General features: G+C 68.8%; 22 protein-coding genes and 1 pseudogene. 13 read left to right on the forward strand and 10 right to left on the reverse strand.

Annotated elements, in window-relative coordinates; all coding sequences use genetic code 11:
• Positions 1-8: 8 nt before the first annotated feature.
• From ITP53_RS56245 to ITP53_RS29310, 3 genes are all read right to left on the reverse strand, one after another.
• A complete protein-coding gene (locus tag ITP53_RS56245; protein WP_207756568.1) occupies positions 9-641 on the reverse strand; it encodes an alcohol dehydrogenase catalytic domain-containing protein in 633 nt (210 codons plus the stop codon).
• A 431-nt stretch (positions 642-1,072) separates the two neighbouring features.
• Positions 1,073-2,008, reverse strand: coding sequence for an alpha/beta fold hydrolase (locus ITP53_RS29305; protein ID WP_456238105.1), 936 nt, complete (start codon positions 2,006-2,008; stop codon positions 1,073-1,075).
• On the reverse strand, positions 2,005-2,646 hold the full coding sequence (locus tag ITP53_RS29310; RefSeq protein ID WP_195898693.1) for an RNA polymerase sigma factor: 642 nt from the start codon (positions 2,644-2,646) through the stop codon (positions 2,005-2,007). The genes ITP53_RS29305 and ITP53_RS29310 overlap by 4 nt, the downstream gene beginning before the upstream one ends.
• 172 nt (positions 2,647-2,818) lie before the next feature.
• Here ITP53_RS29310 and ITP53_RS29315 point away from each other — a divergent pair, with 172 nt between their 5' ends.
• The 4 genes from ITP53_RS29315 to ITP53_RS29330 all read left to right on the forward strand — a co-directional run bounded on the left by ITP53_RS29315 (position 2,819) and on the right by ITP53_RS29330 (position 5,684).
• Positions 2,819-3,352: a YkgB family protein gene (locus tag ITP53_RS29315; RefSeq protein WP_195898694.1), complete on the forward strand. Its 534-nt coding sequence runs from the start codon at positions 2,819-2,821 to the stop codon at positions 3,350-3,352.
• A 190-nt stretch (positions 3,353-3,542) separates the two neighbouring features.
• Complete coding sequence (locus tag ITP53_RS29320) at positions 3,543-4,031, forward strand: hypothetical protein (RefSeq protein ID WP_195898695.1); 489 nt, start codon at positions 3,543-3,545, stop codon at positions 4,029-4,031.
• A 124-nt stretch (positions 4,032-4,155) separates the two neighbouring features.
• A complete protein-coding gene (locus tag ITP53_RS29325) occupies positions 4,156-4,635 on the forward strand; it encodes a SigE family RNA polymerase sigma factor (RefSeq protein ID WP_328816134.1) in 480 nt (159 codons plus the stop codon).
• Positions 4,636-4,637: 2 nt separating this feature from the next.
• The gene (locus ITP53_RS29330) at positions 4,638-5,684 is read left to right on the forward strand and encodes a hypothetical protein (protein ID WP_195898697.1); all 1,047 of its coding nucleotides are present in this window, start codon (positions 4,638-4,640) and stop codon (positions 5,682-5,684) included.
• Positions 5,685-6,208: 524 nt separating this feature from the next.
• Here the strand turns inward: ITP53_RS29330 and ITP53_RS29335 are convergent.
• Positions 6,209-6,991: an SDR family NAD(P)-dependent oxidoreductase gene (locus ITP53_RS29335; protein ID WP_195898698.1), complete on the reverse strand. Its 783-nt coding sequence runs from the start codon at positions 6,989-6,991 to the stop codon at positions 6,209-6,211.
• A gap of 87 nt (positions 6,992-7,078) precedes the next feature.
• Between ITP53_RS29335 and ITP53_RS29340 the strand changes: the two genes are divergently transcribed.
• A complete protein-coding gene (locus ITP53_RS29340; RefSeq protein ID WP_195898699.1) occupies positions 7,079-7,936 on the forward strand; it encodes a helix-turn-helix transcriptional regulator in 858 nt (285 codons plus the stop codon).
• On the opposite strand, the gene ITP53_RS29345 is transcribed toward ITP53_RS29340, so the two are convergent.
• From ITP53_RS29345 to ITP53_RS29355, 4 genes and pseudogenes are all read right to left on the reverse strand, one after another.
• A complete protein-coding gene (locus tag ITP53_RS29345; protein ID WP_195898700.1) occupies positions 7,914-8,219 on the reverse strand; it encodes a transcriptional regulator in 306 nt (101 codons plus the stop codon). The genes ITP53_RS29340 and ITP53_RS29345 overlap by 23 nt on opposite strands.
• 71 nt (positions 8,220-8,290) lie before the next feature.
• Positions 8,291-8,396: pseudogene (locus tag ITP53_RS61270) on the reverse strand (cytochrome P450); the annotation flags it as partial.
• Positions 8,397-9,020: 624 nt separating this feature from the next.
• Positions 9,021-10,133, reverse strand: a complete 1,113-nt coding sequence (locus ITP53_RS29350; protein ID WP_195898701.1) for an ABC transporter substrate-binding protein — start codon at positions 10,131-10,133, stop codon at positions 9,021-9,023.
• 432 nt (positions 10,134-10,565) lie between these two features.
• A complete protein-coding gene (locus tag ITP53_RS29355) occupies positions 10,566-11,420 on the reverse strand; it encodes a helix-turn-helix transcriptional regulator (protein WP_195898702.1) in 855 nt (284 codons plus the stop codon).
• A 323-nt stretch (positions 11,421-11,743) separates the two neighbouring features.
• Here ITP53_RS29355 and ITP53_RS29360 point away from each other — a divergent pair, with 323 nt between their 5' ends.
• The 3 genes from ITP53_RS29360 to ITP53_RS29370 all read left to right on the forward strand — a co-directional run bounded on the left by ITP53_RS29360 (position 11,744) and on the right by ITP53_RS29370 (position 13,446).
• Positions 11,744-12,364: an NADPH-dependent FMN reductase gene (locus ITP53_RS29360; protein ID WP_195898703.1), complete on the forward strand. Its 621-nt coding sequence runs from the start codon at positions 11,744-11,746 to the stop codon at positions 12,362-12,364.
• Positions 12,365-12,478: 114 nt separating this feature from the next.
• Entirely contained in the window at positions 12,479-13,111 is a 633-nt protein-coding gene (locus ITP53_RS29365; protein ID WP_195898704.1) for a DsbA family oxidoreductase, read from the forward strand.
• Complete coding sequence (locus ITP53_RS29370; RefSeq protein ID WP_195898705.1) at positions 13,111-13,446, forward strand: hypothetical protein; 336 nt, start codon at positions 13,111-13,113, stop codon at positions 13,444-13,446. The genes ITP53_RS29365 and ITP53_RS29370 overlap by 1 nt, the downstream gene beginning before the upstream one ends.
• A gap of 356 nt (positions 13,447-13,802) precedes the next feature.
• Here ITP53_RS29370 and ITP53_RS29375 read toward each other — a convergent pair whose 3' ends face one another.
• Complete coding sequence (locus ITP53_RS29375) at positions 13,803-15,458, reverse strand: serine hydrolase (protein WP_195898706.1); 1,656 nt, start codon at positions 15,456-15,458, stop codon at positions 13,803-13,805.
• A gap of 216 nt (positions 15,459-15,674) precedes the next feature.
• On the opposite strand from ITP53_RS29375, the gene ITP53_RS29380 reads away from it, so the two are divergent.
• A complete protein-coding gene (locus ITP53_RS29380; RefSeq protein ID WP_195898707.1) occupies positions 15,675-16,625 on the forward strand; it encodes a helix-turn-helix domain-containing protein in 951 nt (316 codons plus the stop codon).
• A 20-nt stretch (positions 16,626-16,645) separates the two neighbouring features.
• Here the strand turns inward: ITP53_RS29380 and ITP53_RS29385 are convergent, their stop codons facing one another.
• Complete coding sequence (locus tag ITP53_RS29385; RefSeq protein WP_195898708.1) at positions 16,646-17,428, reverse strand: MerR family transcriptional regulator; 783 nt, start codon at positions 17,426-17,428, stop codon at positions 16,646-16,648.
• 444 nt (positions 17,429-17,872) lie between these two features.
• Here ITP53_RS29385 and ITP53_RS29390 point away from each other — a divergent pair, with 444 nt between their 5' ends.
• From ITP53_RS29390 to ITP53_RS29405, 4 genes are all read left to right on the forward strand, one after another.
• A complete protein-coding gene (locus ITP53_RS29390; protein ID WP_195898709.1) occupies positions 17,873-19,435 on the forward strand; it encodes an alpha/beta hydrolase in 1,563 nt (520 codons plus the stop codon).
• Positions 19,436-19,812: 377 nt separating this feature from the next.
• Positions 19,813-19,989: a hypothetical protein gene (locus tag ITP53_RS29395; RefSeq protein WP_195898710.1), complete on the forward strand. Its 177-nt coding sequence runs from the start codon at positions 19,813-19,815 to the stop codon at positions 19,987-19,989.
• An 86-nt stretch (positions 19,990-20,075) separates the two neighbouring features.
• On the forward strand, positions 20,076-21,911 hold the full coding sequence (locus tag ITP53_RS29400; RefSeq protein WP_195898711.1) for an ABC transporter ATP-binding protein: 1,836 nt from the start codon (positions 20,076-20,078) through the stop codon (positions 21,909-21,911).
• Positions 21,908-23,680 (forward strand): ABC transporter ATP-binding protein, encoded by a 1,773-nt coding sequence (locus ITP53_RS29405; protein ID WP_195898712.1) that lies wholly within the window; start codon positions 21,908-21,910, stop codon positions 23,678-23,680. Before ITP53_RS29400 ends, ITP53_RS29405 begins: the two co-directional genes overlap by 4 nt.
• Positions 23,681-24,035 lie beyond the last annotated feature (355 nt).

Below are 24,035 nucleotides of genomic sequence, written 5' to 3' on the forward strand. Positions count from 1 at the left end.
GCACGCGCCTACACCACCGACCGTCCCGCGCCTGGCCCCGCTCCGGCGAACCGATCCGAGCCGACGCCCGCGCCCGCGGCCAGCTCATGGTGACCAAGGAGCAAAACGGCGGCCACGTACTCGGCATATGCGCTGCCATCGAAGCTGGGAAAGCGAAGGAGACCGAAGACTTCATCACCGGCGGAGAGGCCGTCTACGTCCGCGGCTACGGCCTCGACGACGCCCGACACGTCCGTCCCCGGAATAACGGGCAAGCTGAACTTCGGCCTCGTCTCCGGAGGCAGGTTGGTCAGCCCGTCGCGCAGGTACCAGTCCGCAGGATTGACGCCGACCGCGTGAACGCGAACGAGCACCTCACCCGGCCTCGGCTTGGGAATCGGCACCTCGTCGTAACGCAGAACCTCAGGGCCGCCGTACTCATGCACCCGGATCGCCCTCATCGTGTGTGTCGGCATCGCGGCGTTGTAGCGTCGATGATGACTGCCATTGAGGACGCGCAGTCCGCACTTCACGCTTCGTGCGTCACGATGCGCGAGCCGATCATCTCTTCGATGTTGTCGCGAGCGCGATCCTGACGAATCCAGCGAGCACCGATATCGGGGGAACGCCGCCGCGGGCCCGTAGCTGAAGTCGTCGCGCACGCGGAGCTCCTCGTGGAAGGCACCCACGAGCGCCTGGCCGCCGCCCGCGCCCGCGGCCAGCGCCTAGGAAGCCCGCCGGCCATGACCCCCTGCCCGAGTCTGCGGAGCGGTCGGGCCAAGCGGGCTCGGACGCCCCCACGAGGTGGCCTCTACCCTGTCGCCGACCACCAGCCGCCCGGATCTGAGCACGGCGAATCTGACGCCGAACGCGACTCCGCCCTGAGCCGCCCGGCGATAGCCCGCCAGGGTGCGCAGTGACTCCCTTCGGCCTCCTGATCGACCTTGGTGACCGCACAGCGGAGGGCGAGTTCGGCGTAGCCGAGCTCGGTCTCGCCGATCCTGACGCGGCCGCGGCCAGGACCGCGAACATGAACCTCCTTGGTGCCCAGATCGAAGTTCTCGACATCGAAGTGGGGAGGATCAACTGCTCGTCAACCTGCCTTGCCCGGCAAGTTGTCGCCGAGGAAGTCCCGGATGAGCGGGACGACCTCGTCGAGCGCGCTTTCCAGGAGGAAGTGGCCGCCGTCGAGGAGGTGGACACGCGCACTGGGCACGTCGTCGGCGAAGGCACGGGCGCCGGCGGGCGCGAAGATCTCATCGCCCTTTCCCCAGACGGCCAGCAGCGGTGGCCGGTGGGTGCGCAGGTAGTGCAGGCGGGGGTAGAGCGGCGGATTGGTGGCGTAGTCGTGGAACAGGGCCAGTTGGATGCGGTCGTTGCCGGGGCGCGAGACCAGGGCGTGATCGTGGTGCCAGGTTTGCGGGCTGACGAGGGTCGGGTCAGGTACGCCGGTAAGGTACTGCCACTTGATCGCATCGAGTGTGAGCGCCTTGCGGATCGCCGCCTCGGTCTGCGGGGTCTGCTCGCGCTGGTAGTCCCAGACGGTCCGCCAGAAGGCGTCGACGAAGCCGGCCTCGTAGGCGTTGCCGTTCTGGGTGGTGATCGCGCTGATCGCTGCCGGGTCGTTCAGGGCGAGGCGCCATCCGATCGGGGCGCCGTAGTCCTGTACGTAGATGGCGTAACGGGAGACACCCAGGTGGTCGAGCAGGGCGGCGGTCAAGTCGGTCAGCGCGTCGAAGGTGTAGGTGAACTCGTCTGCGGGTGGCGCGTCGGAGAGCCCGAAGCCCAGATGGTCGGGGGCGATGACGTGGTAGTCGTCGGCCAGCGCGGGGACGAGGCCGCGGAACATGAACGAGCTGGTGGGAAATCCGTGCAGGAGCACCAGGGCCGGCGCGTCCGCGGGACCCGCCTCACGGTAGAACAGCCGCCGGCCCTGCACCTCCGCGTAGCGATGATGGACCGCCACCATACATCCCACGTCACGGGGGTCGGTGCGGAGGAAGCGGTCCAGTTCAGCCCAGCCGTTCATGGCCGCCTCGACATGTCGTCGTCCATATAACCGTTCGCGGCGAGGACGGCCCGGAGCTTACGTCTGGCGTCGAACATCGTCTCGATGGCCAGGGCGTCCAGCGGAACTCCGGTGAGGACCAGCGCGACGAAGATCCGGCGTTGCCGTTCGGTCAGTTCTTCCTCCACGGCCCGGCGCAGCGCGGCGAGCAGGTCGCGCCATTCCGACTCCTTGGCCGGGTCGAACCCGAACCGGTCGGGCAGCCGCTCCCAATCCTCGCCTTCGAGGCGGACCCCGGGGTCACGCCAGAAATGCCGCCCGATCTTCGCCGACACCTCCAAGACGACGAACTTGTAGGCCCAGGTCGTGAATGTGCTCTCCCCCTGGAAGTCGTCGATCTTGGCGGTGATGGCAAGCAGCGCGTCGTCCGCGGCCTGAAGCGCAAGGTCGTCCAGTTCGGGGCCGGTGACGCTCAGCCGCGCACTCCGCCTGTTCACTTCGATCCTGGTGATCCGCAGAAGCAACGCGTGCAGTCCCTCGATGGCCGCCTGCCGCTCCGCCCGGGATCCGTGCAGCGCCTGCACCCACTCACCCGACTCGGCGTCGAGCGAGGCGCGGGCGGCCGAGGCCCCGCCCACCGAATGGTGTGGCGTCGCCATGTCTTCATGCTACCGACCTGCGCACAGCCGCGAATTCGAAGGTAAGACTCCGCGCAGCGGCGACGCCAACACGATATGGCCACCGATTCGGCACCCGGGTGATCCGTTCCCGGGCCTGGTCGTGGCGCTTCCGGGAGGGGATTTCCTTCCGGCAAATGAGGAAGGAGCTTTCATGCCTGGTATCCCTGACTTGGCGGTGTCCCTGGAAAGAGCCGGCGGCCAGATCTCGGCGGTCGGCCGGTTGGTGAGCCGGTACGGGCTGGTCGTCGTCCTGGCGTGGATCGGCGCGGGCAAGTACGTCAAGATGGACAGCCGGACGCTGATCGAGCACAGCCCCCTGATGAGCTGGCTTTACGATCTGTTCAGCTATGCCATGGTCGCGAACGCGCTGGGCACTGTGGAGATCGTCACCGCCGCACTCATCGCCCTTCACCCGCTCTGGCCTCGAGTCTCCGCTGTGGGCAGCGCCATCGCGGTGGTGTTGTTCCTGGGCACGCTGAGTTTCCTGTTCACCACCCCTGGGGTGATCTACGCCGTGGTCAACGGGCTTCCGGTCCTGTCCGGCCAGCCCGGGCAGTTCCTCCTCAAGGACCTCGTGCTGATCGGCGTCGCGCTGTGGACCTTGGGCGAGTCGCTGGAAAGTGCCCGCCCGAGGAGCGTGAGCGCGGCATCGCCGAGGAGCGGTTCGTTCACGCGCCATCCCTGACGGAGGCAGGCATCGCGGCATTGCTCCCCGAGCGAACGGCTGCGGCGAGAGGCGAAGGCCGACCGCCTCAGGTGTCCACCCGCGTCGGCAAGCCGCGACCGTCAACGCCCGCAGGTCTTCGTCTCTCAGCTCTGAGGCGTGTCTGGGTGGTCTGGACGTTGGCCGCCACGCCATGTCAGGGATGCGTCGGATGCATCGGATGCATCGGCGGTTCCTGGAAGAGGTTGAGCGCGACTGGTCCGCGGTTGAGGATGTGTGGCACATCGCCCCACGGCAGCAGCGGCTCGTCTGGGCCGATGTTCGGAGCCGCTCAAGAGCGCGGTTGGTCACCGACTGGGCCGAGGTCTGCCAGCGGCTCCCGCCGGCCCGGCTGCTGGCCGAGATGCGCAAGCCGTACCCCAAGAGCGGCGCACTCGACTACGGCCTCGGGCTGTCCGTACAGGACAGCGGCCAGAACTGCGCCGGCACCATCTTCCACCACAACGGCAGCGTCTTGGGCTACGGGGCGCTGATGTACAGCACGCCCGACGGCAGCAAGACCCTGACCGCCTCGCTGACCGGCAGGGACGCCGCAGTCGACCTGATGCAGGAGCACCCGAAGGCCCTGGACAAGCTCTTGAAAGAGGTGCTCCGCGGCGGGCAGGCCGGCATGGCTGACAAGGCCAAGCCAGCTCAGTAGACAGGGCCGGCCACGTGGTCGGCGGGCTTCTCCGGAGACGCATCTTCCGGTCCCAGATAGGCGCCCGGGGCCGGGATGCCGAGCAGATTGACCTGGAAAGTTTTTGCAACGAGAACGCCGGCCTGTGCGTCCCTGGAAGGTGGAGTTCGAGGAGTTCGTCCGCGCCAGAAGTCATGCGCTGCTGCGCTACGGCCTGGTGCTGACCGGCAGCGCTGATGACGCGGCCGATCTGGTCCAGGAGGCGCTGCTCAAGTTGAGCTCCTCATGGCGGCGGGTGCGCAACAAGGACGACCCCGAGGGCTACGTGCGAACGATCATGGCCCGGCAGCATGTGAGCTGGTGGCGCAGGCGACGGCGGGAGCACCTCACGGCTGAGGTTCCCTCGCCGGTCCATGAGGACGAACCCGAGCTCGGCGAGATATGGCAGCGTCTGCGGGCCTTACCGGCCAGACAGCGCACGGTGCTGGTGCTGCGCTACTACGAGGACCTCGCCGACGAGGAGATCGCGGCGAGACTCGGCATCTCGCAGGCGACCGTCCGCAGCCAGGCCTCGCGCGCGCTGGCCACACTCCGCGTCCGTGCGGACGCACTCACGGGCAGGTGAAGATGACAACCGAGGAAAAGCTGGCCCAGGCGTTGCGCACCATCGCCGATCGGGCCGAGAACCGGGACGTGCTGCACGGCGTGATGACCAAGCGGCGTCACCGGGTGCGCAGGAGGGCAAAAGGGACGCTCGTGGCGGTCTGCGCGGCGGCCCTGGGATGGGGCATGCTGGTCGCCCGGCCGGCACCGCATGTTGTCGTGGGCACGGCGGACCCGGGGAGAAACGCGGTCGAGCGGGTTTGGCCGCAGGCCGTGTTCACCATGCCGGGACGCTCCAAGCCACTGGCGGCGATCAGCGCCACAGAGGTCCTGGTCTGGGCCGAGCGGGGAACGCTCGAGCTCTACGACGCCGCCTCAAAGCGTTCAAGAACCGTCGCCGCCCTCGCACAGGCTCCGCAATACCTCGCCGTCGACCGTGAGCGGGTGGTCTGGCTCGCCGACGGGCATGCCTGGGTCGCCCCGTTGCGGGCCGGCGGGAAGGCGAGGAAGGTCGGGCCGATCCCGGGAGAGAACGTCGATCGCATCGCGCTCGCCGGCCAGGATGTCGTCTGGTCAGCACCGCTGGATGGCGTCTGGCGGATGACGATCAACGGGGGGGCTCCCGAACGGGTGGCCCGGTCCAAGGGGCTGCAGCTCGTGGAGTGGCCGTGGGCGACCGACGAGCCTCTCGACATCCGCAAGAATCCGACAAAGGTCGTCAACCTGCAGACCGGGCGGACCATCAGGATCCACCCCGCGTCGGGGGCGCAGGGCCTGCGCTGCGGGCCGACTTGGTGCACTGGGACGAGGAACGAGGATGCCGTCGTGCAACGCAGCGACGGCGGCTGGAACCAGGTCCACCAAGGGTTGCGCGGCTACCCGTATCAGGATCGGTTCTTCACCGGTTCCGGAGAAATCTACGACGCCCGCACGGAGACGACTGTGACCTTCGAGGGCGCCGAACTCGGGACGTCAGGTGGCAGGCAGTGGTCGGCAGGTCGCGGTGTCATCTACTGGACGCAGGGCGGCGGCGTACGCGTGGTGAACCTGGCAGCCGTTCCTCAGCCGTAGAACGTATCGACAGTAAGCAGGAGATCATTGACCGCCACGTCACCAGTGGCCACTTCGGCGTCACCGCGAATCGAACGGAATGTCACGCTAGGCCGCAGCCACACGCACCCCCCGACCGACTTCTGCTCAACCCCCAGGCGCGAACGGTTGCTTCACTGCTTGGCGGGACGCCGGATCAATCGTCAGCGCGGCCGAGGCGTACCGTCGGTAGCCAGAAGTGTCGCGAGCCAGTTAGTCGACCAGGCCGAGCCGACGGTGATGCCGCACGGTGACCTGATCCATGGCGTTGGTCAGCCGTTCCCGCTCGCGGCTGATCCATTGACCCTCCGGGTGGTTTCGAAGAACTCCTCGGCGAGCTCCACAGGGGTCCTCCCCGACGACTTCGCGGATCGGGGGGCGGGTCCCCGGTCATGCCAGGGCCGCTCCAGAACGCTGAGCGGACCGGCCTCCAGGCTGTCCGCCGCCAGCGTGGCGTTTGCTGAGGTACGGCGCGGTGCCGTCACGGCTTGCACGGGCTCTCCCTTTCAGGCGCCGGCGCCGCCGTCCACCGGCACGATCGCGCCGGTCACCATCGAGGCGCGGTTGCTGAGCAGCCATGCGGCCGCTTCGGCGACTTCGTGGGGCTCGGCCATCCGGCCGAGCGGGATCGACGCCTTCGCTTGCTCGACGATGCCGGGGGTCGCCGCCTCCCACGTGTCGATCATCTCCGTGGCGGTGCCGCCGGGGGTGATGCCGTTCACCCGGATGCCATCACGGGCCCAGCTCACCGCGGCAGTCTCGGTGATGCTGTTGAGCGCGCGCTTCATGGCGCCGTATGCGGGGAGGGCGGGGTTCGCGCGGCGGCTGCCGATGCTCGAGGTGTTGACGATCGCCCCGCCACCGTTCCGTCGCATGAGTGCGGCCTCGGCGGTCATGGCGGTCCAGTGCGAGCGGAAGTTCACGGCGAACTGCTCGTCGATGTCCTCATCGCTCGTCGTGTCGAGCGGGCCGGGCTGCTGGATCGCCGCGCCGTTGTTGAAGGCGCCGTCGAGCCGTCCGTGCAGCTCCTCGACGCGGTCGACCGCCGCGCGGATGCTCGCACGGTCGGCGAGGTCCAGGGTGACGGCGTCGGCGACGCCTCCGCCGGCGCGGACCTCGGTGACGATGCGGTCGAGGGCGTCCGTGCTGCGGGCGGCGAGCACGACGGCGGCACCCTCGGAGGCGAAGAGCCGGGCCGCCGCCGCCCCGATGCCGCGGCTGGCACCGGTGATGAACACAACCTTGCCGGTGAGCAGGCCGATGGGTGCGATGTCAATGTTGTTCGTCATGACGACAGTGTCAGGCCGGCCTCCAGGCCGGATGCAGGCACAGGCGGTACCAGGATCCGCCGCCGCGCGGCGTGCAGAATGGGGGGTATGGACAAGCAGGAGCTCGGGGCGTTCCTCCGCAGCCGTCGCGAACGGCTCCGGCTGCAGGACGTCGGCCTCCCCTCCGGTCCTCGACGCCGGACACCGGGTCTGCGCCGCGAGGAGGCCGCGGTCCTCGCGCACATCTCCACGGAGTACTACGTCCGGCTCGAGCAGGGCAGGGCGCCGCGACCATCGGGCGAGGTCCTCGCCGGGATCGCAGGCGCGCTACGGCTCACCGACGCCGAGTCCGACTACCTCCACGTCCTCGCGGGCACTGCGCCGACCCGTACCCGGCTGCACCGGCGCGACGTCCGCCCGAGCATCCTCACGCTCCTCGAGCGGCTGCCGCAGACAGCCGCTTTCGTGATCTCCGCCGCGTTCGAGGTGCTCGCGTGGAACGACCTCGCGGCCGCGCTCATGGAGGACTTTGCCCAGCTCGCCCCAAAGGACCGCAATCTCGCGCGCCGGGCATTCCTCGGGCCGGCGCGACCCGACACGACGCTGTACGGGATCTCCGACGCCGCCGAGTTCCGGCACCAGGTCGTCATGGAGCTCCGTGCCGCCCTCGCACGCTACCCGACGGATCCCGCGGTGACCGGCCTCGTCGACGAGCTCCGCGACGCCAGCCCCGACTTCAGCCGGCTCTGGGAGCAGCACGACGTGCAGGCCGCGCCGATGCTCACGAAGACCTTCCGTCACCCGGTCGTCGGGGAGATCACCGTCGACTGCGACTCGCTCACGCTCACGGACCGCGACCAGCACCTCGTGCTCTACAGCGCGCCACCAGGATCCCCTGGCGCCGAGGCGCTGGCTCTGCTGAATGTCCTTGGAGCCGAGAGCTTCAATGCAAGCAGGTCGCTGTGACGGAGCCGGCTGGTAGGCGCCATGGAAGCGGCCGGCGGCCCTGGGCGGTGAGCGGCAGCCAGGTCCGCGGGCGTTTGCCGACATGCACCTTGGTGATCTTCACGTAGCCGGCTTTCTCGGCGATCCGGTTCAGCCGGGCGGCGCTGTTCAGGCTCGCGATGCTGACGGCCGCGGGCTCGATCCGTCCGTTCTCGGCAGGTGGGTGAGCGACGAAGGGCGGCGGGAGACTATCGCCGCCATCGGCAGGGCGCTGCGGCGTGGGAGGGACGGGTGCGTTCCGCATGCCGCGGCCACGATCGTGTTCACCTCGCTGCAGGCGGGCCGTACGCGACCTCGCCCCTCACCGGCTCGCGGTCACGCGTCCCAGGTGGCCGGGAGGCTCTTGACCCCGTAGATGTCGGCGGTCCGGGCGCAGGCCGACCTCTTCGGCGGGTACGGCCAGTCGTAGCGTGGGGAAGCGGTCATGGCGGCTGCAAGCGCTGCCATCGGCTCCGTCAAAGGTCCGTTCACACCACAGCGAGATCGAGCCGGGGTTTCATGTCGAGGCGGAACCGTCCGTCGGGGTTGACGTGAGCCAGAACAGGCCCTGAGATCTCGAAGCTTCGGCGGCCCGGCTTTCTCGGCTCCCTCCTCGACAACGCCCTGGTCCGCCGCTGGGAGGAGCGGGTCAAGACGCAGCGCCCGCAGGCGAATGCCCACTGGCGCCGGCCCGAGGCGTACCTGGATGATCGCGTACGTCGTGGAGTATCGGTGTGGGCCAGAGTCGGGCCGGAGGCTGAGCAGCGGGCAGTGCGCAGCCTCCGTGATGACCTTGTCTCAGGCCGGTGGGCCGAACGCAACCGCGACCTCATCGCTGTCGACGCAGCGGAGCTTGGTCTTCGCCTACTCGTCACCCAGACTGGTACAAGTTGCTGCCCGCACCGGTTGGGCAGGCCCGCCTCACATCAGTCAAACGGAGCGCGGAGAAGCCCAGCTCGCCCGGCGGCACCGGCCTTGTGGAACGGCCTCGGTACTGGTGAGCTCACTATTCATCTGTCGCGAGTTATCGGCGACGTGGAGCTCGATGGTGACCGTCCGTGCTCTCTCAGCTGGCGTGAAGGATCCGAAAGCGATCGGGTTGCGCCGGATCTCGATCCACGACTTGGATTGGCGTCCAAGCCCATTGCCAAACGCTGATGCCTAGCGTGCGGGAGAACTGGATCTGCCCGCGGGTGCCTTCAACTGTAACGCGCGGCCAGGATCCGGCGGTGCGCGCCCGGTCCGCGCCGTGAGAACGCAGCACATCGGCGAGGACGGCGACCGTGTCGTAGCCCTCGAAGGCGACGAAGGAGGGCGCTTGGGCCAGCCGCTCGCGGAGGGCCGTCTCGACTCGTGCGCCGAGTGGGCTGAGGCGCTCGGGCAGGTAGCGCAAGAACGGGATCGCGGCGCTGTCGTCGCCCAGCAACGTCGCCCATTCGGCGAACTCCGGTTGCCCGGCCGGAGCACCAATCATGATCTCGGCGAGGCGCTGGTCGCTGCGGACCGACTTGACGATCGACACTGCCGGCTCCGGGTGGCCGACCAGAAGAAGGAGGGCTGTCGCGCGATTGTCGACGAGTTCGTCGCACACGGCCGTGGGGGCGAGCGCGCGCATGTCGAGTTCGATGACGGTGCCGCCACGTGGAGCGAGGTGGTCCCGCAGAATGCGGGCCCCAGATGCCCAGTAGACACTCGACTCGGCTGCTACGGCGATTCGATTGTGGCCCGCGCTGAGGAGGAAGTCCGCGTAGATCTGCCAGCCGTGGGACTGCGCCGGGGCGAGGCGCGCGACCCATTCCGTTGGCTGTTCGGTGAGCGCGTCGAGAACCGCTGATGAGCAGAGGAACGGCAGGCCGAGGGCATCGGCCCTGGCGGCGGCGGCGCGGGCGACGACGCTGTGATACTCCCCCGCCAAGGCAGCCACGCCCAGGCGAGCCAATTCATCTACGGCCGCCGCGGCCTTCTGTGGATCAGCCGCGGTGTCTCGGACCACCAGCTCGAGTGGTCTTCCGACGATCCCGCCGGCGTCATTGACGTCGCGAACGGCCAGCTCGAGTCCAGCGAGCAAGTGTTGGCCTGCCTCGACCCAGCCAGGCCGACTTAGCGGAACGAGAGCGCCGATCTGGACGGATGATCCGTCAGTCCGCTCGGCTCCAGGTGGCGATGGTGGTGTATTCATGCGTTGGCGTCTCCCGTGTGATGATTCGGTTGCAGTATGCCCGGATCGCAGAGTGCACGGCGTCGGTGCCGGTGAGAGCGCGGATCCCACCCGTCCTCGATCCCGGCCGGACTCCAGGCCCGCACCGACGGCGCGATCCGGTACAGCCTGCTCACCCACCACCGAGAAGAGCAGAAGCCAGCCTGGGCTCGGCTGACCGCGCTGGTCGAGGCGCATCTGCGCTCGGCCGGCATCGACATCGCGGACCAGACTTCACTCGACTGAGCCCTGCCGTAGCACCCACGGCTCGTCATGATCCTGACAGCGTTGCCCAGCGGGCGCGAACCACCGAGCCGCCCAGGCCTATCGGTCCATCACCGCCGCGACGCCTACCGTGTTAGGCACGCGGGCCGGCCCGCTGGCGATGGGCTCGTGGATCGTGGTCGGCACTGTCTAGTCCGCCGCCGTGCTCGAGGCGGTGGGGTGATGGTCGGTGAGCCGGTCGAGGGCGGCGGCGGTGGCCTCGTCGGAGGCGAGGTAGACCACCAGCCGCTGCTCGTCGGGGTCCGGCAGCTCCAGGCTCTCGTACGCCAGCCGCATCTCCCCCACCTCCTGGTGCGCCCACCGCTCGACGCCGGTGCGCGGGGGCAGTGCGGCCGAGCCCTCGAACCGGTCGCGGAAGCGGGCGCCGGCGGTGATCGTCAGCTCCTCAGCGAGCAGCGCCGCGTGCGGGTCGCCGAGCGCGGCCGCGGCCCGCAGCGCGGCGGCTCGCTCGCCGGCGACCACGTCCCAGTCCGGGTGGGCGTCGTGTGCCCGCGGGTCGGTGAATACGTACCGGACCAGGTTCGGCGGCTCGGCCTCCAGCAGGCCGGTCGGGACGGCGAGCCGCGCGAACCCGGCCGTCCACGCGAGCAGGTCGCCGGGCCGATTGGCGACCAGCGCCGGCGCGGGCTCGAGCCGGTCCAGCAGCGCCTGCACGGTCGGGCGCACCGTCCGGGCCCGCGCCGTGGCGGCCCCGTCGCACGCGCCGCCGCCGGTGGCCTTCGCCAGCCGGTGCAGGTGGATCCGCTCGTCACGGGACAGACCCAGCGTCTCCGCGAGCGCGGCGAGCACCTGGGCGGACGGGCTGCGGTCGCGCCCCTGCTCCAGCCGGGTGAGGTAATCCACGCTGACGCCGGCGAGCGTGGCCAGCTCGGCCCGGCGCAGCCCGGGTGTGCGGCGCCGGTTCCCGTTCGGGAGCCCGACCGCGGCCGGTGGGACCGCCTCCCGGTGCGCGCGTAGAAACGCGCCCAGCTCTGTCTCCCTCATCAACTGCGATTGTATTCACGGCGAGCCTGGCCCTGCCAGGGCTAGGAAAACCGCAGCCTGGCCCGACACGCCCAGCGCAGGGACGCTCGTAGGCATGAGCACCTTCACCGACGGTGAGAGCGCATTCCTGAACCGGGGCCGCTGCGCGGGCTGCTCGGGCGGCCGGCCGCGGCCGGCCCGGACGGCGCGCCACACGTCAACCCCGTTGGGGTGCTTCACGACCCCGGTCACGAGGCGCTCGTGATCGGCGGCCACGCCGGCACCAACCTGGCGGCGAGCAAAAGTTCATGCCCCGACCGAGACAGAACCTAAGGAAGAGGCCCATGATCCAGATCGCGATCATTCTGGGCAGCACCCGCCCCGGGCGGCGCGTAGAGGACGTGGCCCGGTGGGTCGCCGAGGCCGCCGGCCGGCACCCCGCCGTCAAGGCCGGGGAGGCCGGCCTCGAACTCGTCGACATAGCCGACTACGGGCTGCCGTTGCTGGATGAGCCCGCGCCCGCGGTCATCGGTTACTACCAAAACGCACACACCAAGCGGTGGGCGGCCACGATCGGCAGGTTCGATGGGTTCGTGTTCGTCACCCCGGAGTACAACAGCGCCATCCCCGCCGCGCTGAAAAACGCCATCGACTATCTGTACGCGGAATGGAACGACAAGGCAGCCGGGATCGTCAGCTACGGGGTCTACGGCGGCACCCGCGCCGCCGAACAACTACGGCAGACCATGGGCGAGATCAAAGTCGCCGACGTACACGCCCAAGTCGCGATCAACCCGTACTTCGACTTCGACTTCACCGACTCCAAGGCCGGCGTCTGTGCCCCCGGCGAACGCCAAGAAACCGCCCTGACGACCATGCTGGATGAAGTCCTCGCATGGTCCCACGCCCTCCGAGTGCTCCGGGACCCCACCACGAGCGCCGATCCCCGGCCCGGGCCGACCTGATCCACGCGCTCTACTCCGCCGACACCTCACGTGGACGTTTTTCAGACCGAGGTCATGGCGACACCACCCGCGTCCCCGACGCATCGGCTACCTCCACACGAGAAAGGACCCAGGATGAAGGTAGAGGTATACGGCGATATCGCGTGCCCGTGGTGCCGCCTCGGCACGCACCAGTTCCACCGCGCGGTGGCCGCGGCCGGTGCAGAACCGGACGTCGAACTCATCCATCGTCCGTACCAGCTCATTCCCGACGCGCCCGAGGAGCCCCGGCCACTGATGGACACGGTGGTCGAGATGTTCGGTCCGGAACAGGCTGAGGCGATGGTCGCGGAGATGACACGGCTCGGTGCCGGTGAAGGAATCGAGTACCGGTTCGACCGTGCGGTGGCGGTCAACACCTTGACCGCGCACCGGCTGCGGTGGCTCGCCCTGCACGAGCACGGTGCCGAGGTACAGGCCGCGCTGGCGACCGCGCTCTTCGACGCGTACTTCCGCGACGGCGTGAACGTCGCCGACCACACGCGACTCACCGAGCTGGCCGAGCGGGTCGGCTTGGATGGCGGCCGGGTGCGGGACTTCCTCGCAACCGAGGAGGGGGGCGCCGAGGTACGTGAGCAAGTGGCCGCAGCGCGACGGGAGGGCGTCACCACCGTGCCGAGGTTCGTCTTCGAGAGCGGCGAGCTGATTGTCGGTGTGACCAGCACCGAGAAGCTCGGCGAGGCGCTCCGGCAGGCCAGCGGCCGGTAATGCGCCCCGGCCGCGACGAGGAACGGCTCCGAACCACCCAGCGGGGCAAGATCTCTCGCCGGCTCGACAAGGGCGAATCCCTGCACGCGCTGCGCCGGGATTTGCAGGCCGGTCACGGTCTTCAGCAGTACGGGGTTGGCGAGGTAGTGGTCGGCCACGGCGGTGGCCAGCTCGGCGAGGCGGGGATCGTCCGGTTCCCAGGCCGCGGCTTCGGCTGCGCGCTTGCCCAAGGCGACGAGCCGGGTGTCTTCGAGGGCGTGCGCGAAATGGGTGAGGTAGTCGTCGAAGCCTTCTGGGACCAGGGCCTTGGGCCAGCACCCAGCCCTCCCTGGTGACCGCCACCTCGTCTGCGGTGAAGCCGAGTCCGAGCATCCGCTCCAGCAGCGCCACAGCGCGGTCGGGCAGCAGAGCCCGGTCACCATCGGCGAGCCGGTGCAGCGTGTCACGGCGCGCGATCAGCTCCTCGATCCGTTCGGTGAGCTGCCGCTCGACGTCGGCGAGCGCGGCGGCGAACAGGGCGGCGTCGGCGTCGAGCGCCTCGGCGGCGGAGGCCGCGCGGAGGTCCCCGACGACCCGGGTCGCGGGCGGCCTGAACGTGGTGGTCGAGGATCGCACGTACCCTCAAGCGGGAAAATGGATCCGAATGGTGCGCCGCCATCGCGGCTTGGGCGGATGACAGTGCAAGGAGCGGCTAGGTCGCCGGGAGACCGACCGCGTTGGACGCGTCGGCCTCGAAGTATTCCGTCGTGGCGAAGGGGCCGGCGTGATCCTCGAAGAAGCTCCTGACGCCGTCGATCGAGTCATGGACGATGACGTTCACTGCCTTGGTCCCGTCGGTGCTCGCCACCGCCAGCGTCCACTTGGCACCCTTGGGAAGCCGGCCGAACGCCTTCTTCAGAGAAGCCCAGAAACCGTCGTTGTCAGAAATCGTGGAAACAGCCATGACGTGCACCGTGGCGCTCTCCTCATTGACTCTCGGATTTACTCGGCAATTGGTGTGAAGATACTGTGCGACACCATTCTTGAAGTCGTAGATCGCGACGGTCTGAGGGTCCTCGAGCGGATCGTCCGAAGGCATCAAGAAGTGGGTTTCGCTGATCGGGGAAAGCTCGTAGTCGAGCTGTTCTGGTTTATTGAGGAGTTGCGCCTCCATGGGGTTCAGGGTGAATTTGAGGTGGAGTTTTCCGCGTTCGGCCGCCACTTCGTAGCTGGTGCCGGGGCGCTCGTAGGAGCCTTCGTACCTGGAAAGATCGAGGGCCAGGGTCGGGTCGGGCTCCGGCAGGTCGGGGATCGTGACCGCGCCGAGGTCGGCCAGGATTTCGTTGAACGCCTTCCGGTAGAAGCTGTCGCGCGGCCCGGCGTTCGCCAGCATAGAGACGGCGATGTTCGATTCCGGCAGGATCCGCAGGCGGGCGCTCTGGCTGACCGCACTGCCGTCGTGGGCGTAGACGGTTTGGCCGTGCCAATCGCACACGATGAGGCCGAGTGCCCATTCCGGCCCGAACATGTACGGGTCAGGTATGGGGACCCGCGACTCCGTCATCTCGCGGATGATGCCGGGTGAGACGATTCTGGTCCCGTTCGGCGCCTTTCCTTCGTTAAGGAAGACGTACGCCATCGTGAGCAATTCCCGGGCTGTCGTGCTGACGTTGCCTCCGGGGCCGAAGGAGCGCGGCAGGTGACCCAGCGGTGAGAGGATGGGTCCCTCTTCGAGGGATCGGATCAGGCATCCGGTCGCGGCCCGGTTCTGGTCCGCGTGCTCACGCCGGCTGCTCGTCGAGGTCAGTCCCAGGGGGTCGAACAGGCGATCCTTCATGATGTCGTCCCACCGCTTGCCGTCGATCACCTCCATGACGCGGGCGAGGATCGCGTAGCCCAGGGCCGCGCTGTAGCCGTGAGTGTGGCCCAAGGGGTGGACCTGGCATGCGCCGGCGATGTTCTCCACCATGCGCTTGTACACGTCGTCGTCCTCGCCCGGGTCTCCGTAGTTCTCCTCGATGCCGTTGGTGTGGTTGAGGAGATGGCGGGGTGTGACTTCGGCGCTGACGCCGGGGTCGGCGACCCGGAAATCGGGGAGGTAGGTCCGCACCGGCTCGTCCAGGGCGACTTTCCCCTCGTCGACGAGCCGCATGAAGGCGAGGGCGGTCCATGTCTTGGATACGGAGCCGCACTGGTAGATGGTGTCGGTCGTCGCGGGCTCCCGCGTGGAGATGTTCTTGACGCCGACGGCGAAGTCGGTGATCTCTCCGCCGCTGAGGACGCCGATCGCGGCGCTCGGGATCCGGTACTCCGCGAGCAGCTCGGAGACGCGAGCTCGCATCCGGGTCACATCCAACGCTCTTGCCATAAGGGGTTCCTCGTCTCGCCCGATTCTTTCCAAGCGGGAAAAGGCTACGTTGCATTTCAAGTCTCGTCAACGAAGAAGCTTCGATTATGCGCTCTCGTACTGGGATTTCATACCGATCGTTGCAATAGAATTGTTGATAAATGCAATACCCAACCATCCGTTGCAATGTACTGTTGGTGAACGCACCCGTGAACCCGAACAGACAGGGGCGAGCCGATGCCCGGAGACAGGCTGACCCACGAAGATCGCCGGCAGATCGCGATCTGGCTGGCCGAAGGGCTGGGATACGCCGAGATCGCCAGGCGGCTGGGCAGACCCACATCCACGATCAGCCGCGAAGTGGCACGCAACAGCGCGCCCGGCGGCTACCTGGCCGACCGCGCCCAGCAGGCCGCCGGGCAGCGCGCCCGCCGCCGAAGACCGGTTCAGGCCACGGAGCCACCAGCCGACGGGCGGCCGGCCGAGTCCGTGCGCGGTTTCGTGGAGCAGTTCGCGACACTGCTGGTCGGGACCGGTCTTCCCCGGATGCCCGCTCGCGTGTTCGTCTGCCTGCTCACCTCCGGCTCCGGGGGCCTGACGTCCGCCGAGCTCGTACGCCGGCTACAGGTCAGCCCGGCGTCGGTGTCCAAGGCCATCGGCTACCTCGAGGCGATCGAGCTGGTCAGGCGCACACAGGATTCCGGCCGCCGCGAGCGGTACGTCATCGACGACGACGTCTGGCTCCGGGCGTTCAAAGCCGACACCGGGGCACACGCCGAGGTCGCGGCGGCCGCGCGGCACGGGATCGAGATCTTCGGCGCCGACACGCCCGCCGGCACCCGGCTGGGCCAGATGGCTCAGTTCTTCACCTGGATCAGCGAGCAGATGAACGACAGCGGCCTCACCGACGCCGCCGTCCGCGACGCGCTGACAGTGCTGGCCGCGCTGGCGTACGCCGCTCGCCCACTCACCGTGGACGAACTCGCCACGGCACTGGACTGGCCCATCCAGCGGGCGGCCGACGCCCTGGACGCGATCAGCCGTCGTCCGATCCTCTCCGATCCGCTCACCGTGGAGCAGGTCGGGCGCGGCGCGTTCGCCATCACCCCGAGGCCGGACCGCCTGAGCTCCGCGCAACGCGACGCACTGATCGTCAGTCCCTGCTCGGCCCGAGGGACTCGACAATGAGGTTCCAGCCGTCCCGGTCATCATTCTTCGTGCGCGCCTGCGCGCGCGCCGTGGACAGCGCCGTGTCGGAGCATGTCGTCGTTCGTGTCCGCTGCCTGTTCGAGGAGGACGTTCAGGCGCTGCAGGACTCGTAGCTGTGCGGGGTTGTAGAGCTCCACCACCGCGTGTGCCATCGTGCTTTCTGCCAGCTCCGCTCCTCGTGGCGAATCCGCCACCGGGTCGTTCGACCACGGGTGCTCTTCCCGCATCCTGCGGACCAGTGGCAGAATTCGCCCGGCGATCCGGTCGACCGTGGCATCGCCGGCGTCCGGAGGAAGGGCATCGAACTCCTCACCGGTGTCATCGCGCACGGCGATGATCTGACGGAATTCCTCCATGCCCTCCTCGCTGAAAAGCGTCGAAAAGACCATGAACAAGGACTGGTTTGTGTCGGAGAGGTCTCGAGAGAGGGGAGCGAATTCGGGCGGCAAATGCATCGGTGCGCGATGACGCAAGATGACAGCCAGCTCCGCACGCACCCGATTGAGCCGTTCGATCGTCGCCTCCAGCTCGGCATCCAGCACCCGGATCGCCTCGTCCGGCTCCTCGTCGGCCCGCCCCATCGCGGTGATCTGCGACAGCGGCACCCTCAGATCACGCAACCGCTTGATCTGCAAGAGCCGGATCAGATGCGAGACCTTGTACTGCTTGTACCCGTTGGCCGCGCGCTCCGGCACATCCAGCAACCCGATCTCGTGGTAATGCCGAATGGCCTTCACCGTCGAGCCCGTAAGATCGGCAAGTTGCCGGGTGCTCCACGCCATTGTCTGCCTCCCTCGACGTCCGCAGCCGCGGGCGCCCACGCCACGCGTCCCTGACTACAGTCCACACCATGCCCCAAGGGCACAGTCAAAACGGGGGCCCAGACGTCTCGGCGCGCGCCCAAGCCGGCATCGAGGCTTGACTGTGCCCCAAGGGCACGCTGTTGGCTCGGTGTCGCAAACAGCACGACCAGGGGAGTACATGACGCCTGGCCCTGCGGTTTCGTCGCGAGCCGGCCGAGTATCCGTGGCTGACCAGCCTGGAGTAACACGCCCTGACCGGTGACGAACGCAAGGCCAGGACGGTGGTGCCGGCGCGGCGGGATTCGTACAACGAAAGCGCAGCTCGACGTGCTCCGACGCATGCACGTCCACGCCCTCGGCGGCGCCGCGCACCGGCCCTCAAACCCCCGGTTGAGCATCACCTCCGACAATGGGAGAAAGCACATGCCATATCGCAAGAGACCGGCCGTTGTCCTGGGCGCCGCGGCGCTGACGCTGCTGCTCGGCGCCTGCCCCGGCCAGGCCGGCGGGCAGGCCGGCACTCTCCAGGCCGGTCAGCGGCCCGCCTCCCCCGGCACCGGCCTGGACCGCTTCTATGGACAGAAGCCGGCGTTCAAGCCCTGCGATCCGCAGATGCCGCCGGGCGCGCCGGCCGTCAAAGCCGAGTGCGCGCGGCTCAAGGTGCCGCTCGACTACCAGAACCCGAAGGGCGAGCAGGCGGAGATCGCGCTGCTGCGGGTGCCCGCGCGCGGCAAGGATCCGATCGGCTCGCTCGTGCTGAACCCCGGCGGTCCCGGCTTCCCCGGCACGGAGCATGCCGCCATTACCGCCGCAGTGTGGGCGAAATCGCCGATCACTGAGCGCTTCGACCTGGTCGGGTTCGACCCGCGCGGCGTCGGCGCCTCCAAGCCGGCGCTCGACTGCTACACCGACGCCGAGCGCGACCGCGGCGCGAAGCTCTCCTCGATCCCCGCCGGCATCGACGACTGGACCAAGCAGGAAACCCGCCGGCTCCTCCAGCAGTGCGCCAAGCGCTCCGGCGGCAGGCAAGTGCTCGCGCACGTCGGCACCCGCGACGTCGCGCGGGACATGGACGTGCTGCGCCAGGCTCTGGGCGATGAGAAGCTCTCCTTCACGGGCACCAGCTACGGCACCCGGCTCGGCGCCGTGTACGCGGAGATGTTCCCGAAGAAGGTCCGCGCGCTGGTGCTCGACGGGGCGATGGACCCGCTGGCGGGCACCCACGAGCGACGTATCCAGCAGGCCACCGGGATGCAGGCCTCGTTCGAGCGCATGGCCGCCTCGTGCGCCACCAAGCCGGACTGCCCGCTCGGCACCGACCCCGACCGCGCAACCAAGGTCTTCCAGAAACTCGTCCGGCCGCTGATCGACAAGCCCGCGCGGACGTCCGACGGGCGCGGGCTGACCTTCGAGCAGGCCGTCGAGGGGGTGACGGCCGCGCTGTACACCAAGGCGCTCTGGCCCGTCGCGATCGCGGGCATCGCCGAGCTGGAGGCGGGCAAGGGCGACAGCCTGCTGAAGCTGCGCGACAGCTACCACGGGCGGACCGCCGACGGCGTCTACCCCAACTCGCTCGAGGCCACGCTTGCGATCAACTGCCTGGACGAGGAGCGCCACACGCCGAAGCAAGAGATCGCGCTGAACCGGGCGGCGTTCGAGGCGGCGCCGTTCACCGACCACGGCCGCCCGATCAAGGAGGCGCGCGACGGCTGCGAGCACTGGCCCGTCAAGCCGACGCTCGGCTACCCGTACGCCACGAACATCAAGGGCCTGCCCGGCACGCTGACGGTCTCCGTCACGGGCGACGCCATCACGCCGCACGAGGGCGGCATCAACCTGGCCAAGGAGCTGGGCGGCAGCCTGCTCACCGTCGAGGGCGAGCAGCACGGCGCCCTCCTGGCCGGCAACGCCTGCGTCAACGAGGCCGTGGCCGCCTACCTCATCGACCTCGAATCCCCGGCCGAAGGGGCCCGGTGCCACCTCTGAGCCGGGTACTGGCACGCCGAAACCCCCTACGATCGGCCAGACGGCCAGGACCAGGCTCCGCATAGGCCGGTGGCGCGTCCATGGCCAGGTAGAGCGGCGCGACGACCTCTGAACATTTCCTGGCATCCATAACGTCATGGTGCGGATTGCCCGGCCGAGCTCCATGAACGCCTGGTACAGGTGCGGGAGTGGTTGCCAGCCGGCGCAGCAGCGTGACCGATGTCCAGGCGGCGGACGTGAAATCGGTCCCGGTTGGTGTCACCGGGAAGGTGCTCAAACGCGGGCTCCGCCAGGAGTACTCGGCCACAGCCACTCAGCCGCACGGACATGGGTCGCCTATTCCGGGCGGATCAGCCTATTAATTGCATTGCGGCGCAGTGGACACCAGTGTCACCATTCGGACGCTCGTCGCCTCGCCGGGCCGGCTCGAGTTCGGTGTGGGAGCTGTCACAGCCCTCTCCGATCTGGACGAGAAATTCGAGGAACCCCCGGTGCCGGCGACAGCGTTGTCGTCGGTCATCGGTCGGGAGTTCCCGGAGAGCGGCCATGAGTGAAGCACCCGCAGCCGACCAGGAGAGAAGATGTCAAGCGCCCAGGTCCGGGGCACGATCGCCCGTAACCTCGACGACGAGGAGCACGCGTGACCGCGGACACGAGTCGGCTGCCGCCCCCGGCGACGCGGTGGGTGACACCCGCCCTGGTCGGATATTCCCTCTCCGTGGCACCGGCCTTGACCACCCTGACCGCGGTCTTGGCCGTCCTCGCCGGTGCGGCCCCGGTCGGCATCACCTTGGGAATCGGTGAGCTGGTGGACGGGCTCACCTCGGCGATCGGCCAAGGGCTGGGCACCTCGGCGGCGCGGGAGTGCTATCGCTGGGTCGTCCTCATCGTCGTGCTGTTCTTCCTCACTCATATCACCGAGTCCGCACGGACGGCTCTGGGCCGGGCACTCGGCCGCCGGATCACCGGCCGGCTCAGCGAGCGAGTGATGATGGCAGCCTCCGAGCCGGCGACCATCGGCCACCTCGAGGATCCGGCCTACCTCGGCCGGCTCGAGCGGGCCCGGGGCGACGGGACCATCGACATGCCGCCCGGGGAAGCGATCTTCGGCTTCTCCACCAAGGCCTCGATGTGGGTGACCAGCATCGGCTCCGCGGCTTTGCTCACCCGTGTCACCTGGGGGCTGGGGCTCATCGTCTTCGCCATCTTCGTCGTGATCCACTCCCGGCTGGTCCGGAACTACCGGATCGCCGTCATCGAGACCGTGAGTCAGACGACGAAGCTCCGCCGTACGTCCTACTTACGAGACGTGCCGACCACGCCGGGTGTGGCCCGGGAAGTCCGTCTCTTCGGCCTCGCGGCTTTCTTCCGCGATGCCTACCAGTCGGAGTGGCGCGTGAACATGATGGAGGTCTGGCAACGACGGCGTGAGCATCGCTTGTTCGTCGTCATCGTGGTCGTGGTCACCGGCGTCACGGTTGCCTCGGTTTTCCACTACCTGGGGTACCGGGCGGCAACCGGAGGTTCGACGGTGGGTGATCTGGCGCTCGGTGGCCTTGCCGTCCGGGCGCTCCTCCAGGTGCTCCGGGCGGACGAGGACGACCTCCGCATCGGCTTCGGCTCGAAGGCGGCCGCTGAGGCGTTCGCTTTTCCGGTCGTGGCGACGCCGGTCGGTCCGGACACCGACCTCTGGCCGGCGCCGGTCGCGACCATCTCCTGCGAGGATCTGCGCTTCCGCTACGGCGGCGCCGCAGGCGAGGTGCTACACGGCATCGACCTCGCCGTTCCCGCGGGTCAGTCGCTCGCCATCGTCGGTCTCAACGGGGCCGGCAAGACGACGCTGGCCCGGCTCATCGCCGGCCTGGACGCTCCGAGCGGGGGTTCCGTGCGCGTCGGCGCGACCCCGATCGAGGACGCCAACCGCCGGAGCTGGCAGCGTCAGGTGGTCGCCGTCTTCCAGGACTTCGGCCGCTATGAGCTGACCGTGCGGGACAACATCGCCTTCGGTTCCCTGGCCCATGCGGACGACGAGGAGGGCCTGCGCGCTGCGGCGCGCCAGGCCGGGCTCCTGACGTTCATCGAGGGACTCCCGAACGGCTGGGAAACGGTGATGTCCAGTGGCTTCACCGGCGGGGTCGACGCATCGGGCGGCGAGTGGCAGCGCATCGCCATCGCCCGGGCACTGTTCGGCCTGCGGCACGGCGCACGGCTGCTGATCCTGGACGAGCCGGCCGCGAGCCTTGACGCCCGCGCCGAGGCTCAGCTCTACGACACGTTCCACGAGCTCACCGCGAGCGCCACCACCATCGCGATCTCGCATCGGTTCGCGACCGTGCGCAAGGCGGAGCGGGTGGTCGTGCTCGATCACGGCCAGATCATCGAGGATGGCACGCACGAGGATCTGATCACTGCCGACGGCCGGTACGCCGAGCTGTTCCGCCTGCAGGCGAAGCGTTTCGAGGAGGCACCGTCTTGATCAGCGCCCTGCACTTCGTCCTCACGATCGGACCCCGCATCGACCGGGCCCGGTCCCTGCTCGTGGTGGCGGTGGCGATTCTCGAGCAGGCCACCGGGATCGGCCTCGCAGTGCTGCTCGGACTGTTCAGCGAGGTGGCGAGCCGGCATTCGACCAGCGGCGTGGTGACACTCGCGCTGTGTGTGGCGATCTTCGTGATGCTCACCCAGGGCACCTTCATCGCCGGCTACTTCACCCGCCTTCGCCTGCAGGAGGAGATCCAGAACGAAGTCGAGCGCCAGTTCATCGACGTGGTCGGCACGACGCCGACGCTGGAGATCCACGAGCGTTCGAGCCGCTCCGACAAGGCGGCGGTGGTCCGTGGTGCGCGGGTCGACATCGGGCCGGCCTTCGACCGGCTGATGTGGCTGGCCGGAGCCGCGCTGGCCCTGATCGCCTCGGCCGTCCTGATGGCCTCGGTCGTTCCCATCCTCGCCGTGCTGCCGCTCTTCGCCGTCCCCGCGGTACTGGCCACCCAGGCGGCAGACAAGAAGCGCGGTCAGGCCGTGCAGCGCGCCACGCCCCGGACCCGGCTGGCCGGTCATCTGTTCACGCTCGCCACCACAGCCGCACCCGGTCGCGAGACCCGCCTCTTCGGACTGGCGAGCGAGCTGCGGCGGAGGCACCGCGATGCGTGGAACTCCGGAGGCCAGGACATCGCCCGGACTGATCGACGGGCACGGGTACCGGTCGCGCTGGCTTGGCTGTTCTTCGTGCTGGCGTACGCGACCGCCATCGTCCTGATGGTGCGGGCCGGCCTGGCCGGGGACGCCTCGCTGGGCCTCGTCGTCGCGGCCGTCGCCGTCAGCAGCCAGATCACCGGGCAGGTGCAGAACTTGCTGAGCATGACCTTCTGGACGCTGGAGTCGCTTCGGGCGACCCGGGCGTTCCTCGACGTGGTGGAGGACTGCGACGTGGAGCGGGCGGCCGTCGTACAGGCCACGACGGTGACGGTGCCGGCCCGGCTGGACGGCGGCATCAAGGTGGAGGGTCTCAGCTTCCAGTACTGGAACCGCGATCAGCCTTCACTGAACGACATCAACCTCGAGCTCCCGGCCGGCGCCGTGGTGGCCCTGGTCGGCGAGAACGGCGCGGGGAAGTCGACGTTCGTCAAGATGCTCAGCGGTCTCTACCGGCCGAGCGCGGGGCGCATCCTGGTGGACGGGACCGATCTCGCGCAGTTCGCACCAGAGGACTGGCGTACTCGGATCACGGCGGCCTTCCAGGACCCGGTACACATCGAGATGTCCCTGAAGGACACGATCGGGCTGGGCTGGCTCGAGCATCGCGACGACCCGGAGCGGATCCACGAGGCGCTGCGGACGGCCGGCGGCGACAAGCTCCTCGCTTCGCTGCCCGAGGGCCTGGAGACCCGGCTCGGGCGAAAATCGTGGGACGGCAAGGGGCTGTCGGGAGGCCAGTGGCAGACGGTCGCCAACGCCCGGGCGGCGATGCGGCAGGCGCCGCTGCTGCGGATCCTGGACGAGCCCACCGCCAGTCTCGACGCACGGGCCGAGGAGCGGCTGTTCCAGCGGTACGCCGACCTGAGCCGCCTGGAGGGCGGCGTGACAATCCTCGTCACGCACCGCTTCACCACCGCCCGGGCGGCTGATCTCATCGTGGTTCTGGACGGCGGCCGGGTCGTCGAGGTCGGCACTCACGACACGCTGAGTGAGGCCGACGGGCTTTACGCCGAGTTGTTCCGCCTGCAGGCCCGGTACTTCGTCTAAGCGCGTAGTCAAAGGTTCTGTATGCAACGCGCTCGGTTGGAGGGACGTACCAATGGGTTCGGATCAGGTTCCCACACCTGATCCGAACCCCGACGAGGTCACCGCCGGTCCGCGTCCAGCACAAGTCTTTTCCGGCACCGGTACGGGCCGGGACTGCCGCGCCGGCAGAAGGCCGTCGACCAGGCCCAGCCCGCATCAGCGCCCGCCGCGAGCGCGCCATCTCACGTCGCAGACGAGCGACGGCGATCTCGGCCCCGCACCCTGGGCGCTCACCGATGATCGGCAGGAGACAAATTCGATTGTGGCGCCGGCCGGTGAACCAATAGCGTGCGGCCAGCACTATCGGATTCGTCGT

This window comes from Nonomuraea cypriaca (assembly GCF_015645445.1).
Taxonomy (GTDB): domain Bacteria; phylum Actinomycetota; class Actinomycetes; order Streptosporangiales; family Streptosporangiaceae; genus Nonomuraea; species Nonomuraea cypriaca.

What these genes read in the sequence shown, in the direction of transcription:
- ITP53_RS29305 (WP_456238105.1), bottom strand. Translation starts at nt 2,008, where the DNA reads ATGAACGGCTGGGCTGAACTGGACCGCTTCCTCCGCACCGACCCCCGT.
- ITP53_RS29310 (WP_195898693.1), bottom strand. Translation starts at nt 2,646, where the DNA reads ATGGCGACGCCACACCATTCGGTGGGCGGGGCCTCGGCCGCCCGCGCC.
- ITP53_RS29315 (WP_195898694.1), top strand. Translation starts at nt 2,819, where the DNA reads ATGCCTGGTATCCCTGACTTGGCGGTGTCCCTGGAAAGAGCCGGCGGC.
- ITP53_RS29320 (WP_195898695.1), top strand. Translation starts at nt 3,543, where the DNA reads ATGCATCGGATGCATCGGCGGTTCCTGGAAGAGGTTGAGCGCGACTGG.
- ITP53_RS29330 (WP_195898697.1), top strand. Translation starts at nt 4,638, where the DNA reads ATGACAACCGAGGAAAAGCTGGCCCAGGCGTTGCGCACCATCGCCGAT.
- ITP53_RS29335 (WP_195898698.1), bottom strand. Translation starts at nt 6,991, where the DNA reads ATGACGAACAACATTGACATCGCACCCATCGGCCTGCTCACCGGCAAG.
- ITP53_RS29340 (WP_195898699.1), top strand. Translation starts at nt 7,079, where the DNA reads ATGGACAAGCAGGAGCTCGGGGCGTTCCTCCGCAGCCGTCGCGAACGG.
- ITP53_RS29345 (WP_195898700.1), bottom strand. Translation starts at nt 8,219, where the DNA reads ATGCGGAACGCACCCGTCCCTCCCACGCCGCAGCGCCCTGCCGATGGC.
- ITP53_RS29350 (WP_195898701.1), bottom strand. Translation starts at nt 10,133, where the DNA reads ATGAATACACCACCATCGCCACCTGGAGCCGAGCGGACTGACGGATCA.
- ITP53_RS29355 (WP_195898702.1), bottom strand. Translation starts at nt 11,420, where the DNA reads ATGAGGGAGACAGAGCTGGGCGCGTTTCTACGCGCGCACCGGGAGGCG.
- ITP53_RS29360 (WP_195898703.1), top strand. Translation starts at nt 11,744, where the DNA reads ATGATCCAGATCGCGATCATTCTGGGCAGCACCCGCCCCGGGCGGCGC.
- ITP53_RS29365 (WP_195898704.1), top strand. Translation starts at nt 12,479, where the DNA reads ATGAAGGTAGAGGTATACGGCGATATCGCGTGCCCGTGGTGCCGCCTC.
- ITP53_RS29370 (WP_195898705.1), top strand. Translation starts at nt 13,111, where the DNA reads ATGCGCCCCGGCCGCGACGAGGAACGGCTCCGAACCACCCAGCGGGGC.
- ITP53_RS29375 (WP_195898706.1), bottom strand. Translation starts at nt 15,458, where the DNA reads ATGGCAAGAGCGTTGGATGTGACCCGGATGCGAGCTCGCGTCTCCGAG.
- ITP53_RS29380 (WP_195898707.1), top strand. Translation starts at nt 15,675, where the DNA reads ATGCCCGGAGACAGGCTGACCCACGAAGATCGCCGGCAGATCGCGATC.
- ITP53_RS29385 (WP_195898708.1), bottom strand. Translation starts at nt 17,428, where the DNA reads ATGGCGTGGAGCACCCGGCAACTTGCCGATCTTACGGGCTCGACGGTG.
- ITP53_RS29390 (WP_195898709.1), top strand. Translation starts at nt 17,873, where the DNA reads ATGCCATATCGCAAGAGACCGGCCGTTGTCCTGGGCGCCGCGGCGCTG.